General features: G+C 53.7%; 14 protein-coding genes. 9 read left to right on the forward strand and 5 right to left on the reverse strand.

Annotated elements, in window-relative coordinates:
- Positions 1–140: 140 nt before the first annotated feature.
- Together QMN38_RS08360 and QMN38_RS08365 are read right to left on the reverse strand one after the other, a co-directional pair.
- Complete coding sequence (locus QMN38_RS08360) at positions 141–2,573, reverse strand: formate C-acetyltransferase/glycerol dehydratase family glycyl radical enzyme (RefSeq protein WP_323604825.1); 2,433 nt, start codon at positions 2,571–2,573, stop codon at positions 141–143.
- 5 nt (positions 2,574–2,578) lie between these two features.
- Entirely contained in the window at positions 2,579–3,478 is a 900-nt protein-coding gene (locus QMN38_RS08365) for a glycyl-radical enzyme activating protein (RefSeq protein WP_271456488.1), read from the reverse strand.
- 132 nt (positions 3,479–3,610) lie between these two features.
- Here QMN38_RS08365 and fsa point away from each other — a divergent pair, with 132 nt between their 5' ends.
- Entirely contained in the window at positions 3,611–4,273 is a 663-nt protein-coding gene (fsa, locus tag QMN38_RS08370) for a fructose-6-phosphate aldolase (protein WP_323604826.1), read from the forward strand.
- Between the two features lie 86 nt (positions 4,274–4,359).
- Here the strand turns inward: fsa and moeB are convergent, their stop codons facing one another.
- Together moeB and moeA are read right to left on the reverse strand one after the other, a co-directional pair.
- The gene (gene moeB, locus QMN38_RS08375) at positions 4,360–5,109 is read right to left on the reverse strand and encodes a molybdopterin-synthase adenylyltransferase MoeB (protein ID WP_271449705.1); all 750 of its coding nucleotides are present in this window, start codon (positions 5,107–5,109) and stop codon (positions 4,360–4,362) included.
- A complete protein-coding gene (moeA, locus tag QMN38_RS08380) occupies positions 5,109–6,344 on the reverse strand; it encodes a molybdopterin molybdotransferase MoeA (protein WP_323604827.1) in 1,236 nt (411 codons plus the stop codon). Before moeA ends, moeB begins: the two co-directional genes overlap by 1 nt.
- Before the next feature lie 178 nt (positions 6,345–6,522).
- Between moeA and QMN38_RS08385 the strand changes: the two genes are divergently transcribed.
- The 6 genes from QMN38_RS08385 to gsiD all read left to right on the forward strand — a co-directional run bounded on the left by QMN38_RS08385 (position 6,523) and on the right by gsiD (position 13,797).
- A complete protein-coding gene (locus tag QMN38_RS08385) occupies positions 6,523–7,311 on the forward strand; it encodes an aminoglycoside adenylyltransferase family protein (protein WP_323604828.1) in 789 nt (262 codons plus the stop codon).
- A 214-nt stretch (positions 7,312–7,525) separates the two neighbouring features.
- The gene (gene iaaA, locus QMN38_RS08390; RefSeq protein WP_271440612.1) at positions 7,526–8,491 is read left to right on the forward strand and encodes a beta-aspartyl-peptidase; all 966 of its coding nucleotides are present in this window, start codon (positions 7,526–7,528) and stop codon (positions 8,489–8,491) included.
- A complete protein-coding gene (gene gsiA / locus QMN38_RS08395) occupies positions 8,478–10,349 on the forward strand; it encodes a glutathione ABC transporter ATP-binding protein GsiA (protein ID WP_323604829.1) in 1,872 nt (623 codons plus the stop codon). Before iaaA ends, gsiA begins: the two co-directional genes overlap by 14 nt.
- A 28-nt stretch (positions 10,350–10,377) precedes the next feature.
- Positions 10,378–11,916 (forward strand): glutathione ABC transporter substrate-binding protein GsiB, encoded by a 1,539-nt coding sequence (gene gsiB, locus QMN38_RS08400; protein WP_323604830.1) that lies wholly within the window; start codon positions 10,378–10,380, stop codon positions 11,914–11,916.
- Positions 11,917–11,962: 46 nt separating this feature from the next.
- Positions 11,963–12,883, forward strand: coding sequence for a glutathione ABC transporter permease GsiC (gene gsiC / locus QMN38_RS08405; protein WP_323604831.1), 921 nt, complete (start codon positions 11,963–11,965; stop codon positions 12,881–12,883).
- Between the two features lie 2 nt (positions 12,884–12,885).
- Positions 12,886–13,797, forward strand: coding sequence for a glutathione ABC transporter permease GsiD (gene gsiD / locus QMN38_RS08410; RefSeq protein ID WP_137384301.1), 912 nt, complete (start codon positions 12,886–12,888; stop codon positions 13,795–13,797).
- A 92-nt stretch (positions 13,798–13,889) separates the two neighbouring features.
- Here gsiD and rimO read toward each other — a convergent pair whose 3' ends face one another.
- The gene (gene rimO, locus QMN38_RS08415) at positions 13,890–15,197 is read right to left on the reverse strand and encodes a 30S ribosomal protein S12 methylthiotransferase RimO (RefSeq protein ID WP_137384300.1); all 1,308 of its coding nucleotides are present in this window, start codon (positions 15,195–15,197) and stop codon (positions 13,890–13,892) included.
- Between the two features lie 219 nt (positions 15,198–15,416).
- Between rimO and QMN38_RS08420 the strand changes: the two genes are divergently transcribed.
- A complete protein-coding gene (locus tag QMN38_RS08420; protein WP_271440615.1) occupies positions 15,417–15,605 on the forward strand; it encodes a glycine cleavage system protein T in 189 nt (62 codons plus the stop codon).
- Between the two features lie 49 nt (positions 15,606–15,654).
- A complete protein-coding gene (glgP, locus tag QMN38_RS08425; RefSeq protein WP_323604832.1) occupies positions 15,655–18,105 on the forward strand; it encodes a glycogen phosphorylase in 2,451 nt (816 codons plus the stop codon).
- The last annotated feature ends 8 nt before the right edge of the window (positions 18,106–18,113 follow it).

Raw genomic sequence — 18,113 nt, forward strand, 5'->3', positions numbered from 1 at the left:
GTCGTCTTCAACGTCACTGGTGCGTGAAAGACGGGGGGGCGTGCTGTTGTTGTAAGCCGGATAAGCGTCAGCGCATCCGGCAATGGGGAGGGTAGTGTGCCGGATGGCAGTGTGGAGTCTCATCCGGCCAGCAATATTGTTTACAGCATATGTTCAGTTCGCGCGATGATATCGTCCTGCGCATCCGGAGACAGCGCAGTGAAGAAAGCGGAATAGCCTGCGACACGAACGACCAGGTCACGGTACTGATCCGGGTGTTTTTTCGCGTCCAGCAACGTTTCACGAGACACGATGTTGTACTGAATATGCCAGCCTTTGTGCTCTTCAAAGAAAGTCCGCAGCAGGAAAATCAGCTTTTGCTTATCGGATTCATTCTCCAGCGTGGCTGGGTTTAGCTTCTGGTTTAACAACACGCCGCCGAGAATCGAACCGGTCGGCAGTTTACCCACCGAACCAATGACCGCCGTTGGGCCGAGGTGGTCAGTACCGGAAGCCGGGCTTGCACCTTCAGCCAGCGGCGTATGTGCTTTACGTCCATCCGGCGTTGCCATGGTTGCCGCGCCAAAGGGTACGTTTGCGGAGATGGAAGAGGTCCCGGCATAGTAGTTACCGCCAACCGGGCCGCGGCCGTAGCGCGGATTATGATACTGCTTAAGTTCGTCGATGTAAGTCTGATAAGCGCGAGCCAGCAGCGTATCAACAGTGTCGTCGTCGTTACCGTACTTTGGTGCACCGTTGATTAAACGCTGGCGCAACTGCTCGTGGGTCAGACCGTCAAAATCGTCGGCCAGTGCGGCCGCCAGTTGCTGCTGACCGATTGTTCCTTGTTCAAAGACCAGTTTCTTCACCGCAGCCAGACTGTTGCCGAGGTTGGCGATCCCGACCTGTAATCCGGATACCCAGTCATATTTTGCGCCACCTTGCTTAATGCTTTTTGCGCGCTCAATACAATCGTCTACCAGTGCGGAACACAGAATGTCATGCACGTTCTCTTCCAGCATGGTGTCGACGACATATTCAATCTCAATAGATTTACGCGTGTAGTAGCGGATCTGCGTATCCCAGGCATCCATCACTTCGTCGAAATTGTTGAAATTACCGGCTGAGAGCGCTTTTTCCTGTGGCAGGAACACCTTGCCGCTGGTGGCATCACGACCTCCTTCCAGCGCCGCCAGCATTACGCGGGCAAAGTTAATAAAGCTCATGCCCGTGCAGCGGTAGCCCCATTTGCCTCCCACGGCGGTTTCGATGCAACCGATGGCCGCATAGTCATAGGCGTCCTCGGGTTCAATGCCGAGTTTGATAAATTCCGGGATAACGATTTCATCGTTGTTAAAGGCTGGCATGCCAAAGCCGCAGCGGATCACCTGCACGCAGGCGTCCAGGAAGTCATTACTCATCCCTGCGTGATAACGCACGCTCAGGTTTGGCTGCGTAGAACGCAGGCGGCCGCAGGACTCCAGAATGGCGTAGGAAAGTGGATTGACGGCATCCACCGCCTGACCACTGACCAGATTCTGACCACCAATGGTGACGTTCTGATACAACGGGCTGCCCGCCGAGGCTTTCGAGTGAGAGCCGGAGCGGATTTTGTTCACTTCCAGCAGCTTCAACCAGCAGCTGTGCAGCAGCTCAATGGCGTGCTCGCGGTCTAGGCTCTGGTTCAGCTCAATGTCGCGACGGTAGTACGGATAGAGATATTGGTCCATTCGGCCAAACGATACTGAGTGACCATTGGACTCAATCTGCAGGATCAACTGAATGAAGTAGCACAGTTGCAGCGCCTGCCAGAAGGTTTTTGGCGGTTCGTGGGCGATCACCTCGCAGTTTTCCGCTATTGCCAGCAGCTCATTGCGACGGTGGGTACGGGCTTCTGTTGAAGCCATCTTACGTGCCAGGTTGGCAAAGCGGGTAATGTGCAGGCTGACGGCCTCCAGCACAATATCAATTGCTTTCAGGAACTGTTCGCCATGGAGATCTTCAAGGCGGGTCAGATTGATGCGGGAACGGCGCTCATCAACTTTGTGGCGCAGGCCATCAATCCCTTTTTCCAGTAGCAGCGGGAAGTTCACCGCCAGGTGCGCATCCCCGGAGGTCATATTGCCCTCGGCTTTGATAATGCCGGTTTCCAGCAGCCCTTTTTGCTCGTCGGTAAACATCCCGTAGCAGCGATCCTGAACGGTCTGACCCCGCCACCACGGACACACTTCGTGTAATACGCGTTTATTCTCCTCGCTTACCGCGAAGCCTGCGCCCGGTCTGTCGGCGAGGTCGTCGATCTCTTTTTCGATCCACGACACGGTATATTCCGGGAAGATGGGGGCGGCGCGCACTTCGCTTGCCTGGTTGCCGATGATCAACTCGTCATGTTTGATCCAGATAGTGCGCTCCGCCAGGTGATGAGCCAGTGCCAGCGCACGACGTACCGGGATGGGTTTATCCAGGTGCTGCTGGTACATCTCGGTATAGTGCTGGGCGCGCTCGGTACAAACCGGTGGCTTCACGATGTGGATCAGTGCTGTTTTATGCGCGTTGATGCGGTCGCTGAGTGTGTCCAGTTTCAGAGTCGTCATGGCGGTTATCCTCGTAGGGTCGCGGTTAAACCTTTAAGGCTGGCGTACTGCTGGGCAAATTCGAGCAGTGCAGGCGCATCAAGCGGTTTTTCCGGGGCGTTGTAGGGTTGATTGAGTAATAGGTATTTGTTGATGCCCAACGTGTGATAGGGCAAAAAATGGATCTCATCGACGTGCAGTTCGTCGGCAGCAAAATCGGTAATGGCCTGAATATCTTCAGCGTTGGCATTGAATCCCTGAATCAGCGGCACGCGGATAATCATTTTTTTACCCGCGGCGGCCAGTTTTTTCAGATTTTCCAGCACGCGTGCGGCACGCCCATCGGTCCACTGTTTAAACGGGGCGTCAGCCACATGTTTTAAATCAGCAAGAAACAGATCGATATGGGGTAATGAAGGCGCAATATATTTCCATGGGACATGCAGACAGGTTTCGACCGCCGTATGAATACCTGCATCGTGGCTGGCTTTGAATAATTCGGCTGCCAGCTCCGGCTGCATAAACGGTTCGCCGCCGGAAAGGGTGATTCCACCGCCACTGCGGTCGTAAAACGGTTTATCTCGCAATACGGTCGCCATGATATCGTCCACGCTTTTTATCTCTCCGCAGACGGTCAGCGCCTGAGTCGGGCAGCAGTGGGTCAGCGACGTGATGGCCTCATCGGTCAGTTTTTCACGGTGAATAAGCAGGCCATTCAGCGCACGTTCAACCACTTCCGGTGCAGCCTGCGCACACAGATCGCAACCCTCGAGGCACAAACGCGCGTCATAGAGCAGATCCTGCGTACGGGCGCGGCTTTCCGGATTCTGGCACCAGCGGCAGCCCAGGGAGCATCCTTTAAGGAACACCACGGTACGAATACCGGGGCCATCGTGAGTGGAATAGCGCTGAATATTAAAAATCATAAGCGGCCTCTTTTCTTTCGTATAAAGATTAAATTACTTTCGAATGAAAGTTATATTGACGTGCGTCAACTAACCGTGAGGTTTCGCCGTGCTACCTTTTATTCATGCTAATTATTCGTTTGAGGAAAGGTTATGGAACTCTATTTGGATACGTCTGATGTGGCCGCAGTAAAGGCCCTGGCGCGTATTTTTCCGCTGGCGGGGGTGACAACCAACCCGAGCATTGTGGCGGCAGGTAAGCAGACGCTGGACGTGCTACTGCCGCAATTGCAGGAAGCGATGGGAGGGCAAGGGCGTTTGTTTGCTCAGGTAATGGCGACGACAGCGGAAGGTATGGTCAGCGATGCGCGTAAACTGCGGGCAATCATCGCGGATATCGTGGTCAAAGTGCCGGTCACTGCAGAAGGTCTGGCGGCGATTAAGTTGCTGAAGGAAGAGGGTATCCCGACATTGGGGACGGCGGTATACGGTGCGGCACAGGGGTTGTTAGCCGCGCTGGCTGGCGCAGAGTATATTGCACCCTATGTTAATCGCGTGGATGCCCAGGGTGGAGATGGCATCCAGACAGTGAACTCTCTGCAGCGCTTACTGAACATGCATGCGCCTCACGCCAAAGTGTTGGCCGCCAGTTTTAAAACCCCACGCCAGGCGCTGGACTGCCTGCTGGCGGGCTGCGAAGCCATTACGCTGCCGCTGGATGTTGCACAGCAGTTGATTAGCTCCCCGGCTGTTGATGCTGCCGTGGCGAAGTTTGAACACGACTGGCAGAGCGCGTTTGGGCGGACGTCTCTCTGATGCTGTTGCCGGGTGGCGCTAACGCTTACCCGGCCTGCGTTCGGGCCGTTGTAGGTCGGGTAAGGCGAAGCCGCCACCCGACTTTTTTACCGACTACAAACCTCACACCCTGGGTTACGCATCAGCTTCATTTCGCGAAACTGGCAGGTCATGGCGTCATACATCACGATTTTACCGGATGCCGGTTTACCGTAGTTTGCCAGCAGCTTAATGGCTTCCATCGCCTGAAGTGAACCTATCACACCGATGAGCGGAGCCATTACACCCGCTTCTACACAGGTCAGGGCATTTTCACCGAACAGGCGACTCAGGCAGCGATAGCAGGGCTCACCCTCCTGGTATGTGAAGACCGTAATTTGTCCTTCCATGCGGATTGCCGCGCCGGATACCAGTGGAATCTTTGCGGCGAAGCAGCCGGCATTGAGCTGGTTGCGGATACTGACATTATCGGTGCAGTCCAGCACCAAATCATGTTCGGCGATCAGCGCATGAATCGCGGTATCGTCGAGAAGCGCATTCACCGGCGTAATGACGATATAGGGATTAATCCGCGCCAGTGCGTCGCGTGCCGACTCTACTTTGGGTTGGCCAATGGTTGCGTCACTATGCAGCGTCTGGCGTTGCAGGTTTGAAACGGACACGGTGTCAAAGTCGAGCAGGGTTAACTGCCCGACGCCAGCGCCCGCCAGATACTGGGTGGCAGCACAACCAAGCCCACCCAGACCCACGACCAGTACCCGCGCTTCCTTGAGCGCTTCCTGACCTTCAAAATCGAAGCCGCGCAAAATGATTTGCCGGTTATAGCGCATCATCTCCTGGTCGCTGAGTTCCGCCATTACAGGCCTCCAAACAGGGCGTTAAACGGCTCGACCTCAACCCATTCTCCTGCTTCAACGTTGCCGCGATCGCGCTCCAGCACGATAAAGCAGTTGCCCAGGCTAAAGGAGCTAAAAATATGCGATCCCTGATGTCCGGTGGTGGTGACTTCCAGTTCGCCTTCTGCGGTACGCTGTAATACACCGCGCTGAAAATCCAGACGGCCAGGCGTTTTCTTCAGGCGTGATGCGGTGCGCACACGCTGGCGTGGTGGCAGTCCGCAAGCGGTGTTACCGCTGAGTTTCGCCAGCAACGGTTGTACCAGTTGATAGAACGTGAGGGCCGCGGAGACCGGGTTTCCTGGCAGGCCGCAAAACCAGCTGTTGTTCAGTTTGCCGAAAGCGAACGGTTTACCCGGTTTGATGGCCAATTTCCAGAAGGCAATCTCTCCCAGCTCTTCCAGAATGGTTTTGGTGTAGTCTGCTTCACCCACCGACACGCCACCGGAGCTGATGACAACATCGGCCTGGCTGTCGGCTTCGATAAATGCGGCGCGTAGCGCGTTAGGATCGTCGCGGATAATCCCTAAGTTGATTACTTCACAGCCCAACTGTTGCAGCATCAGATGCACGGTCAGGCGATTGGTATCATAAATCTGCCCGTCGCCCAGCGGCTGACCAGGCAGTTGCAGTTCATCACCGGTGGAGAACAACGCCACGCGGACTTTACGCACAACCTGTGCCTGCGCAATACCCAACGAGGCCAGTACCGGAAGTTCTGCGGTTGTCAGGCGCGTTCCGGCGGGGAATACCACCGCGCCGTTGGCGATATCTTCACCGCGCAGACGAATATTTTGTCCGCTGCGGACGTCGGCGGTAAAACGAATACCGTCGTCAGTTTGTTCAGTCTGCTCCTGCATGACCACGGCTTCACAACCGGCGGGTACCGGGGCGCCGGTCATAATTCTAATGCAGGTTCCCGCAGGCCATTCACCATGGAAAGGCTGACCGGCAAAGGCTTTACCTGCAACGGAGAGCGGCTGGCCGGATTGCAGGTCGGCCAAACGCACCGCATAACCATCCATTGCCGAGTTATCGAATCCAGGGACATCAATGGGAGAGACGATATCGGTCGCCAGAATACGGCCAAAGCATTGAACCAGTGGCAGCGTTTCGACGGCGGTGAGCGGGGTAATACGCGAAAGCATCTGAGAGAGAGCCGTTTCAAGCGGCATCAGTCCGGCGGTAAATTCCATGTGAAGACTCCTGCGGGGCAAAATCGAATCCGGTTATTATGTCAGAAAATGGACGCGGACAGTATGCCACCTCAGGCTTAGAATCCGATCTGCTAAAGGTTTTACACCCGAGAGTCACGCTGCAGGAAAAATGCGGTATAAACTCAATATTTCCGTTCTTTTTTGCCCTGGGGGCTAAATGACGAATACGATCCCGGACTCAATTCGACGCCAGGTGAATGCCGCCAGAGTGCTGATTGCACGGATTATCGAGGGCAATCTGGTTGCTATTCATTTGTATGGATCTGCTGTTGAAGGGGGATTAAAACCCCAAAGCGACATCGATTTGCTGGTTACCATCAGGCAACCGCTGGATATGCAGCAAAGAAAAGAATTGATGCAGGGTTTTCTGGAAATATCAGCACCGCCGGGCAGTGCCGATAGCTATCGGGCACTGGAAGTGACTATCGTGGTCTATTCGCAACTGGTGCCGTGGCGATTTCCACCATCAAGAGAAATGCAATTTGGTGAATGGTTGCGTGATGATATTGGTGCGGGAATTTATGAGCCCGCACAGCCAGATCCTGATCTGACTATTCTGCTGACGCAAGCCCGTCAGTGCAGCATTTCGGTATTTGGTGAGTGTGCAGAGACGTTATTCCATGCTATCCCGGCACGCGATGTCTTACAGACTTTTCGTCATATTCTTGAACTGTGGCGCGAGCCGGCGGATTTACAGGGGGATGAGCGCAATATTATCCTGACGCTGGCGCGTATCTGGTATAGCGTCGTGACCGGTAATATTGTTGCTAAAGAGACGGCCGCATCCTGGCTGATACCGCAATTGCCCGCTGAACATGCCGCCATGCTGCAGGCTGCGCGTTCGGAGTATCTGGGGTTAACCACCGTGGATTGGACCGAATCGATGCCGTCGGTTGAACGTTTTGTCGGGTACGCAAAAACACATATTGCCGGGCTACTGAAATAGTTTATCTAACCGCATCGGGAATAAGCCTGGCGTATTCGTGAACAACTGCCGCTTATTTCACCGCTATCCGTAGGTTAATAGAATTGGCTCTGTAGAAGGGGCCTTTACCTTTACATGACGTCTGCATCTTTCTATATTCAAAAATCGAATCAATAACTCACAGAAATTCTGATATTTATAACCCCGTTACCTGCCACCTTAATGGATGAAAAAAATGGGCAAAGCAGTCATTGCAATTCACGGCGGCGCAGGGGCAATAACCCGCGCAGCGCTAAGCCAGGAGCAGGAGTTGCGTTATATACAGGCACTGTCAGATATCGTTGAAACCGGTCAACGTATGCTGGAAGCGGGCCGTAGCGCGCTGGATGTTGTCACTGAGGCTGTGCGCCTACTGGAAGAGTGCCCCTTGTTTAACGCCGGAATTGGCGCTGTGTATACCCGTGATGAAACCCATGAACTCGATGCCTGCGTCATGGATGGTAATACCCTGCAAGCGGGTGCTGTTGCCGGAGTCAGCCATCTACGTAACCCGATCCTCGCGGCGCGTCTGGTGATGGAACACAGTCCTCACGTCATGATGATTGGCGAAGGGGCGGAGAAGTTTGCGATTGCACAGGGCATGGAACGCGTTTCTGCTGATGTTTTCTCTACCCCTGAACGCTATGCGCAACTGCTGGTGGCGCGTGCTGAGGATAAAACGGTACTTGATCATAGCGGCACACCGCTGGACGAAAACAACAAAATGGGCACCGTCGGCGCGGTGGCGCTGGATGTTTTCGGCAATCTGGCTGCGGCGACTTCGACTGGCGGAATGACCAACAAATTACCGGGGCGGGTGGGCGACAGTCCTTTGGTTGGCGCGGGTTGCTATGCCAACAATGCCAACGTTGCGGTTTCCTGTACGGGAACCGGAGAAGTATTCATTCGCGCGCTGGCGGCCTATGACATTGCGGCGCTGATGGATTATGGCGGCCTGAGTCTGTCAGAGGCGTGCGAGCGCGTGGTGATGGAAAAGTTGCCGGCGCTGGGCGGCAGCGGTGGATTAATTGCTATCGATCATGAAGGGAATGTGGCTTTGCCGTTTAACAGCGAAGGTATGTACCGCGCATGGGGATACGCTGGCGATACGCCAACCACCGGTATTTATCGGGAAAAAGGAGATAGCGTTGCCACACAGTGATGAGCTTGATGTTAGTGACGTACTGGCCGTCAGCAACCTGAATATCGCCTTCGAACAGGAGCAGCAGCGTATCAGCGCCGTACGAAATCTGTCGTTTCGCCTGAAACGTGGTGAAACGCTGGCGATTGTTGGCGAATCCGGTTCCGGAAAATCGGTAACGGCCTTATCGCTGATGCGTCTGATTGAACAGGCGGGCGGCGAGGTAAGCTGTGATGCGATGCTGCTACGGCGGCGCAATCGGCAGGTGATTGAACTCGGCGAGCAAAGCGCAGCCCAGATGCGCCATGTGCGCGGCGCTGACATCGCGATGATTTTTCAGGAGCCGATGACGTCGCTCAACCCGGTGTTTACCGTCGGCGAACAGATCGCTGAGTCCATTCGTCTACACCAGGGGGCCAGTCGCGAAGAGGCAATGGTGGAAGCCAAGCGCATGCTTGACCAGGTTCGAATTCCCGAATCGAAGGCCATCTTATCGCGCTATCCACACCAGCTTTCCGGCGGAATGCGCCAGCGAGTGATGATCGCCATGGCGCTATCATGCCGACCGGCGGTGTTGATTGCTGATGAGCCGACAACGGCGCTGGACGTCACTATTCAGGCGCAGATCCTGCAACTGATAAAAGTGCTGCAGCAAGAGATGTCGATGGGGGTCATTTTTATCACCCACGATATGGGGGTGGTGGCAGATATCGCTGACCGTGTGCTGGTGATGTACCAGGGTGAAGCGGTCGAAACGGGCAGCGTTGAGCAAATTTTTCATGCTCCTCAGCATCCTTACACTCAAGCGCTGTTGGCGGCTGTGCCGCAACTTGGGGAGATGCGCGGGCACGACCTTCCGCGACGCTTCCCGCTTATTTCTCTGCAGAATCCTCATCATGTTGAACCTCAAACCGAGCAGGACACGGTGGTTGAGGGAGAGCCGATTCTGCGGGTTCGCAACCTGGTGACACGTTTTCCCCTGCGTAGCGGCATCCTAAATCGCGTGACCCGCGAGGTGCATGCGGTGGAAAACGTCAGTTTTGATCTCTGGCCCGGCGAAACGCTTTCACTGGTTGGCGAGTCGGGTTGCGGTAAATCAACGACAGGGCGGGCATTGTTGCGTCTGGTGGAGTCCCAGCGTGGGGAGATTTTCTTCAATGGACAACGCATTGATACCCTGGCCGCCAGCAAGTTGCAGCCGCTGCGTCGGGATATCCAGTTTATCTTCCAGGACCCTTATGCGTCGCTCGACCCGCGCCAGACGGTGGGATACTCCATCTTAGAGCCACTGCGGGTGCACGGTTTGTTACACGGCGATGCGGCGACGAAACGGGTCGCGTGGTTGCTGGAGCGTGTCGGGTTGCTGCCTGAGCACGCCTGGCGCTATCCGCACGAATTTTCCGGCGGTCAGCGGCAACGTATCTGTATAGCCCGGGCGTTGGCGCTCAATCCAAAAGTGATCATTGCCGATGAGTCCGTCTCGGCACTGGATGTCTCGATTCGCGGGCAAATTATTAATCTGTTGCTCGACCTACAGCGGGAAATGGGTATTGCGTACCTGTTTATTTCCCACGATATGGCGGTGGTGGAGCGTATTAGTCACCGCGTGGCGGTGATGTACCTGGGGCAGATTGTTGAGATCGGTACCCGACGGGCGGTGTTTGAGAATCCACAGCATCCCTACACGCGAAAACTTATGGCGGCAGTCCCGGTTGCCGATCCATCGTATCAAAGGCCACAGCGCGTGCTGTTGTCGGATGATATCCCCAGTAATATCCGCAAACGCGGTGAAGAGATCCCCCCGGTTTCACTCCAGTTAGTGGGACCGGGGCATTATGTTGCGCGTGCGCCAGCGGAAAATGCGCTTTCGCGTTTATGACAGGCAGGCAGGGTTTAAGGAGAATAACATGGCAAAAATTGTTGCTCGTAAATGGCTGGTTGCTCTGGGGGTCGCCTCAGCGCTGGCTGCATCCCCGTCCTGGGCTGCCAAAGATGTGGTGGTTGCGGTAGGGTCCAATTTCACCACGCTCGACCCTTATGATGCCAACGACACGTTGTCGCAGGCGGTAGCCAAGTCGTTTTACCAGGGACTGTTCGGCCTTGATAAAGAGATGAAGCTGAAAAATGTGTTGGCGGAAAGCTATACCGTTTCTGATGATGGCCTGACGTATACCGTTAAACTGCGACAGGGCGTGAAGTTTCAGGATGGGACTGACTTCAATGCGGCTGCGGTAAAAGCCAACCTTGATCGCGCCAGCAATCCGGAAAATCACCTTAAACGCTATAACCTGTATAAGAATATCGATAAAACCGAGGTTGTTGATCCCGCTACGGTGAAGATTACGCTGAAGCAGCCATTCTCTGCCTTTATCAATATTCTGGCGCATCCGGCTACGGCGATGATATCTCCGGCCGCGCTGGAGAAATACGGGAAAGAGATCGGTTTCCATCCGGTAGGGACGGGGCCGTACCAGCTTGAAACCTGGAATCAGACCGACTTTGTCAAAGTTAAGAAGTTCGCGGGCTACTGGCAGCAAGGGTTGCCAAAGCTGGATACGATTACCTGGCGTCCGGTAACGGACAACAATACGCGTGCGGCAATGCTGCAAACCGGGGAAGCGCAGTTTGCTTTCCCCATTCCGTACGAGCAGGCCGCGTTACTGGCGAAGAATAAAAACCTGGAACTGGTCGCCAGCCCGTCTATTATGCAGCGTTATATCAGCATGAACGTCACGCAAAAACCGTTCGATAATCCGAAGGTGCGCGAGGCGTTGAATTATGCCATCAACCGTCAGGCGTTGGTGAAAGTGGCGTTTGCGGGTTATGCCACGCCGGCAACTGGCGTTCTTCCGCCATCGATAGTCTATGCGCAAAGCTACACGCCGTGGCCTTACGATCCGGCAAAAGCACGCGAATTACTGAAAGAAGCGGGTTATCCCAACGGCTTTACCACCACGCTGTGGTCATCCCATAACCACAGTACCGCGCAGAAAGTGCTGCAATTTACCCAGCAACAGCTGGCGCAGGTGGGCGTGAAGGCTCAGGTCACGGCGATGGATGCCGGGCAGCGGGCCGCAGAAGTTGAGGGCAAGGCGCAGAAAGAAAGCGGGGTAAGGATGTTCTACACCGGCTGGTCGGCGTCTACGGGCGAAGCGGACTGGGCGCTGTCGCCGCTGTTTGCGTCACAGAACTGGCCGCCAACCTTGTTTAATACCGCGTTCTACAGTAACAGGCAGGTGGATAATGATTTAACGGCGGCATTGCAGACCAACGATCCGGCGCAAAAAGCGCAGTTGTACAAAGACGCGCAGGATATTATCTGGAAAGAGTCGCCGTGGATCCCGCTGGTGGTGGAAAAACTGATCTCGGCGCACAGTACGAATTTGACCGGATTCTGGATCATGCCCGACACCGGGTTTAGTTTTGATGACGCGGATTTGAAATAAGCTATTCATTCGGCCCTGCATGGACGGGGCCGGCGAAGGGAGTCTGATGCTCAACTATGTTTCCAAGCGCCTGCTGGGGTTGATTCCGACGCTGTTAATTGTGGCGGTGCTGGTGTTTTTGTTTGTTCACTTGCTACCCGGCGATCCGGCGCGGCTTATTGCCGGGCCGGAGGCTGATGCAGAGGTGATTGAGTTGGTACGTCGGCAGTTGGGCCTCGATCAGCCGCTGCACGTTCAGTTCTGGCATTACATGACCAACGTATTACAAGGCGATTTCGGTACCTCGATGGTTTCTCGCCGTCCGGTTGCCGATGAGATTGCCAGCCGTTTTATGCCGTCGCTGTGGTTGACGATCGCCAGCATGGCGTGGGCGGTTTTGTTTGGTATGACGGCGGGGATCATTGCCGCCGTTTGGCGCAACCGCTGGCCTGACAGGTTGAGTATGACGCTGGCGGTCACTGGGATCTCTTTCCCGGCCTTTGCGCTTGGTATGCTGTTAATGCAGATCTTTTCCGTTGAGTTGGGTTGGCTACCGACCGTAGGCGCGGATACCTGGTTGCACTACATTCTCCCTTCAATCACGCTAGGGGCGGCGGTGGCGGCGGTACTCGCCCGTTTTACCCGCGCCTCGTTTGTCGATGTGCTTAGCGAGGACTATATGCGCACCGCGCGGGCGAAGGGGGTGAGCGAAACCTGGGTGGTGCTAAAACATGGTCTGCGTAACGCGATGATCCCGGTTGTCACGATGATGGGGCTGCAGTTTGGCTTTTTGCTGGGTGGCTCGATTGTGGTTGAGAAGGTATTCAACTGGCCTGGGCTTGGGCGATTGTTGGTCGACTCAGTTGAAATGCGTGACTATCCGGTGATCCAGGCTGAAGTGTTGTTGTTCTCCCTGGAATTTATTCTTATCAACTTAGTGGTGGATGTACTCTATGCCGCCATTAATCCGGCTATCAGGTACAAGTAAGGATGCGATTTTTTAACTGGCGCCGACAGGCGATTTTAAATGCGATGCCCCTCGTTAAGCCAGATCAAATACGTACGCCGTGGCATGAGTTCTGGCGTCGTTTTCGTCGTCAACATGTTGCGATGATCGCGGGGTTATTTGTGCTGGCCCTGATCCTGGTGGCCATCTTTGCCCGTTGGTTGACCCCGTTTGATGCTGAAAACTACTTCGATTACGACCGGCTGAATGACGGACCGTCGATGCTGCACTGGTTTGGCGTGGATTCGTTAGGCAGGGATATTTTTAGCCGCGTACTGGTTGGCGCACAAATTTCGCTGGCGGCCGGGGTCTTTGCCGTCTTTATTGGCGCGGCGATTGGCACGGTGCTGGGGCTGCTGGCCGGGTATTACGAAGGCTGGTGGGACCGACTGATTATGCGTATCTGCGACGTGCTGTTCGCCTTTCCGGGGATATTGCTGGCAATAGCAGTGGTGGCGGTGTTGGGAAGCGGGATTGCGAATGTGATTATTGCGGTTGCGGTATTTTCCATTCCGGCTTTTGCGCGACTGGTTCGTGGCAATACGTTGGTTCTTAAGCAACAAACATTTATTGAGTCAGCACGCAGCATTGGTGCCAGCGACGCGACCATTATCTTTAACCATATTTTGCCGGGTACGGTCTCTTCAATCGTGGTTTTTTTCACCATGCGCATCGGGACGTCAATCATTTCTGCCGCAAGTCTGTCCTTCCTCGGTTTAGGGGCACAGCCGCCGACGCCGGAATGGGGAGCCATGCTTAATGAAGCGCGGGCTGACATGGTGATCGCGCCCCACGTGGCGATTTTCCCGGCGGTGGCGATATTCCTGACGGTGCTGGCGTTTAACCTGCTGGGGGATGGGTTGCGCGACGCGCTGGATCCGAAAATTAAAGGGTGAACCGTAGGCCTGATAAGACGCTTTAGCGTCGCCATCAGGCGTTGCCGGATGCGGTATAAATGCCTTATCCGGCCTACGTTGGGTTACGCTATTTAAACGCGCGTGCCCCACAGATCGTATTCATCTGCGTTTTCGACTTTCACGCGGAGGATGTCGCCAGGCTTCACGTTGGTTTCGCCATTCAGATATACCGCACCGTCGATTTCAGGGGCATCAGCCATACTTCGACCAATCGCGCCTTCTTCGTCAACTTCATCAACGATGACCAGAATCTCGCGGCCGACTTTCTCCTGCAAACGTTCAGCAGAGATCTGCTGCTGCAGTTGCATAAAGCGGTTCCAGCGTTCTTCTTTTACCTCTTCCGGGATTTGATCTGGCAGATCGTTGGCTCCTGCACCTTCTACCGGGCTGTATTTAAAGCAGCCGACGCGGTCAAGACGCGCTTCTTTCAGGAAGTCGAGCAGCATCTGGAAGTCTTCTTCGGTTTCGCCCGGGAAGCCAACAATAAACGTTGAACGCAGGGTCAGTTCAGGGCAGATCTCACGCCACTGTTTAATCCGTGCCAGCTGTCGGTCCACAGAACCAGGGCGTTTCATGAGTTTCAGAATACGCGGGCTGGCGTGCTGCAGTGGGATATCCAGATACGGCAGGATTTTCCCTTCCGCCATCAGCGGGATCACATCATCGACGTGCGGATACGGATAGACGTAGTGCAGACGGGTCCAGATACCCAGTTTTGACAACTGTTCGCACAGGTCAACCATGCTGGTTTTAACCGGCTCGCCGTTATGGAAACCGGTACGATGCTTCACATCCACACCGTAAGCAGAAGTATCCTGGGAGATCACCAGAATCTCTTTCACGCCTGCATCGACCAGACGTTTAGCTTCGCTAAGAACGTCGCCAATCGGACGGCTCACCAGATCACCACGCATGGATGGAATAATGCAGAATGTGCAGCGGTGATTACAGCCTTCAGAAATCTTCAAATAGGCATAATGGCGCGGGGTCAGTTTGACACCTTGCTCAGGAACCAGACTCTGGAACGGGTTGTGCTTTGGCTTCGGCACGTAGTGATGCACGTGCTCCAGAACCTGTTCGTAGCTGTGCGGTCCGGTAATTTCCAGCACCTTCGGGTGGACTTCACGGATCTGATCGACTTTGGCACCCAGACAGCCAGTGACGATCACTTTGCCGTTTTCGTTCAGCGCTTCGCCAATGGCTTCCAGTGACTCCTGAACGGCGCTGTCGATAAAGCCGCAGGTGTTAACGATGACCATATCCGCATCGTCGTAACTTGGCACAACATCATAGCCTTCGGTACGAAGTTCGGTCAGGATGCGCTCAGAATCGACGAGGTTTTTCGGACAACCTAGTGATATAAAACCAATTTTTGCCATTTTCTTATACTGTACATTGCTCGTAATCGGGGGATTATACAGATGCCTTCACACGACATCTATATCTGATCGGCATAATACACAGAGAATACCCATCACGTGTTTCTGTTAGTGAAAGGTGTTTAGCGAGTCTAATTCCGGCTTTAAGTGCCACTTCTTGGCTATAGAAACTTATTATCGTAAATTTTATCTCGTCGAGCGTTATTAATGAGGTTTATTTTGAAAGAAATTGTTTTGAAGTCGAAACTTGAAATGGCTAAAACACTGTATGCTAACGGAGTGAGTTTATATTATATCTCCCTGGCTACGGGGCTGAGTTGGCGGGTATTAATGTCGGAATTAAGTTTTCTCGCCAGTCATGAAGTCATTCGAAATAAAGCTGACGTTCGCAAAGCAGATTTTAAATAATTCACCTGTCTGTTACGTATCCTACAATATTATGAAAGGTAATGCCCATATGTATATTTCACCGCTGCCGGTCGCCCCGGATTCTGATGTTGATAAGCTGAGAGATGATATCGCCAATAAGCTTTTATTTACTATCGGTAAAGATCCCGCCATTGCCACGAAACGGGAGTGGTTGAATGCGACGTTATATGCTGTACGCGATCGAATGGTTGAGCGGTGGCACCGCTCTAATCGGGCACAATTCTCTCAGGATGCCCGCCAGGTTTATTATCTGTCGATGGAGTTTCTCATCGGCCGTACGCTCTCCAATGCGCTACTCTCTTTGGGCTTATATGATGAAGTCCGGAGCGCGCTGGAGGCCATGGGGCTGGATCTGGAAGAGCTGATCGACGAGGAGAATGACCCTGGGCTCGGAAATGGCGGCCTGGGTCGTCTGGCGGCCTGTTTCCTTGATTCGCTGGCAACGCTGGGCTTACCTGGATGCGGTTACGGAATTCGCTACAACTACGGTATGTTTAAACAAAATATCATCGATGGTGTTCAGAAAGAGTCACTGGACTACTGGCTGGAATACGGGAACCCATGGGAGTTCAAACGTCATAATACGCATTATAAAGTGCGTTTTGGCGGACGCGTGCAACTGGAGGGGAATAAAGCCCGCTGGATTGAAACCGAGGATATTCTGGCTGTTGCACATGACCAGATTATTCCCGGCTATGCGACCGACACGACGAATACGCTGCGGCTGTGGAATGTACAGGTGAATAGTGAGGTCAATGCCGGGAAATTAAATCCACATGATGACTTTGCAACTGAAGTAGAAAATAAATACCACTTTGATCGGATTTCACGGGTCCTGTATCCGGATGATTCCACCGATGCAGGGCGTGAACTGCGCTTGCGGCAGGCTTATTTTCTGGCCTCGGCAACGATTCAGGATATCCTGAGTCGCCATTACCAGTTACACCGGACTTACGATAATCTGGCGGATAAAATTGCGATTCACCTCAATGATACTCACCCGGTCCTGGCGATTCCGGAACTGATGCGTCTGCTAATTGATCATCACCAGTTCAGTTGGGATAACGCGTTTGATGTGACCTGTCAGATTTTTTCATACACCAATCACACGCTGATGAGTGAGGCGCTGGAGACATGGCCGGTCGAGATGCTGAGTCGACTTTTGCCGCGTCACTTGCAGATTATTTTCGAAATTAACGATCGGTTTCTGAAGACGTTGCAGGAGCGATATCGTGATGACAGTGAGCTGTTGAAACGTGTATCGCTCATTGATGAATCCCATGGTCGCGTGGTGCGCATGGCCTGGCTGGCAGTCGTGGTTAGTCATAAGGTAAACGGCGTGTCGGCACTCCATTCCAAATTGATGACGGAATCGCTGTTTGCTGACTTTGCACGCATCTTTCCGCTGCGTTTCACCAATGTGACCAATGGTGTCACGGCTCGCCGCTGGCTGGCGCTGGCTAATCCTCCGCTTGCAAAAGTGCTGGATGAGAATATCGGTGATAGCTGGCGGACCCGGTTAATGCAGTTGGGCGAGTTGAAGCAGTATATTGATTATCCGTCGGTGAATGAGGCGGTACATCGAGCGAAACGAGTAAACAAGCAGCGACTGGCGCACCATATTGCAACACAGCATGGGGTGGTGGTGGATTCTGGTGCGTTGTTTGATGTGCAGGTGAAGCGTATTCATGAATATAAGCGGCAGTTACTGAATGTGCTCCATGTCATCACTCGCTATAACCGCATTAAAGCGGCACCGGATGCTACCTGGGTGCCGCGTGTGAATATCTTTGCGGGCAAAGCGGCGTCGTCCTATCACATGGCGAAACAGATCATTCGCCTAATTAATGATGTGGCGAGATTAGTGAATAACGATCCGCAAATTGGCGGCAAGCTGAAGGTGGTGTTTATCCCGGATTACAACGTTAGCCTGGCGCAAATGATCATTCCGGCAGCCGATCTTTCTGAACAAATATCCCTGGCCGGGACGGAAGCATCCGGTACCAGCAACATGAAGTTTGGGCTGAATGGGGCGCTAACGATCGGTACGCTGGATGGTGCGAATATAGAAATGCGTGAATACGTTGGGGAAGATAACATCTTTATCTTTGGTAATACGGCGAGTGAGGTTGATGCGCTACGTCGCGATGGCTATGACCCGCGCTGTATTTTTGAAAACGATGCGGAGTTACATCAGGTACTGACGCAAATTGGTACGGGTGTGTTCAGCCCGGAAGAGCCCGGACGCTACAGAGATGTGCTGGATTCGCTAATCAACTTTGGCGACTACTATCAGGTATTAGCGGATTACCGCAGCTATGTGGACTGCCAGGATTCGGTAGATGAGTTATATCGTTATCCCCGCGAGTGGACGACAAAGACGATGCATAATATTGCTAATATGGGGTATTTCTCGTCAGACAGAACGGTACAGGAATATGCTGACCATATCTGGCGTATCGCTAAAATCCGTGTGTAGTTATTAAT

Origin of the sequence: Citrobacter sp. R-1.5.2, assembly GCF_035064245.1 — a bacterium.
Taxonomy (GTDB): Bacteria; Pseudomonadota; Gammaproteobacteria; order Enterobacterales; family Enterobacteriaceae; genus Citrobacter.

Coding starts and splice junctions, on each gene's coding strand:
- QMN38_RS08360 (WP_323604825.1), bottom strand. CDS start 2,573: ATGACGACTCTGAAACTGGACACACTCAGCGACCGCATCAACGCGCAT.
- QMN38_RS08365 (WP_271456488.1), bottom strand. CDS start 3,478: ATGATTTTTAATATTCAGCGCTATTCCACTCACGATGGCCCCGGTATT.
- fsa (WP_323604826.1), top strand. CDS start 3,611: ATGGAACTCTATTTGGATACGTCTGATGTGGCCGCAGTAAAGGCCCTG.
- moeB (WP_271449705.1), bottom strand. CDS start 5,109: ATGGCGGAACTCAGCGACCAGGAGATGATGCGCTATAACCGGCAAATC.
- moeA (WP_323604827.1), bottom strand. CDS start 6,344: ATGGAATTTACCGCCGGACTGATGCCGCTTGAAACGGCTCTCTCTCAG.
- QMN38_RS08385 (WP_323604828.1), top strand. CDS start 6,523: ATGACGAATACGATCCCGGACTCAATTCGACGCCAGGTGAATGCCGCC.
- iaaA (WP_271440612.1), top strand. CDS start 7,526: ATGGGCAAAGCAGTCATTGCAATTCACGGCGGCGCAGGGGCAATAACC.
- gsiB (WP_323604830.1), top strand. CDS start 10,378: ATGGCAAAAATTGTTGCTCGTAAATGGCTGGTTGCTCTGGGGGTCGCC.
- gsiC (WP_323604831.1), top strand. CDS start 11,963: ATGCTCAACTATGTTTCCAAGCGCCTGCTGGGGTTGATTCCGACGCTG.
- gsiD (WP_137384301.1), top strand. CDS start 12,886: ATGCGATTTTTTAACTGGCGCCGACAGGCGATTTTAAATGCGATGCCC.
- rimO (WP_137384300.1), bottom strand. CDS start 15,197: ATGGCAAAAATTGGTTTTATATCACTAGGTTGTCCGAAAAACCTCGTC.
- glgP (WP_323604832.1), top strand. CDS start 15,655: ATGTATATTTCACCGCTGCCGGTCGCCCCGGATTCTGATGTTGATAAG.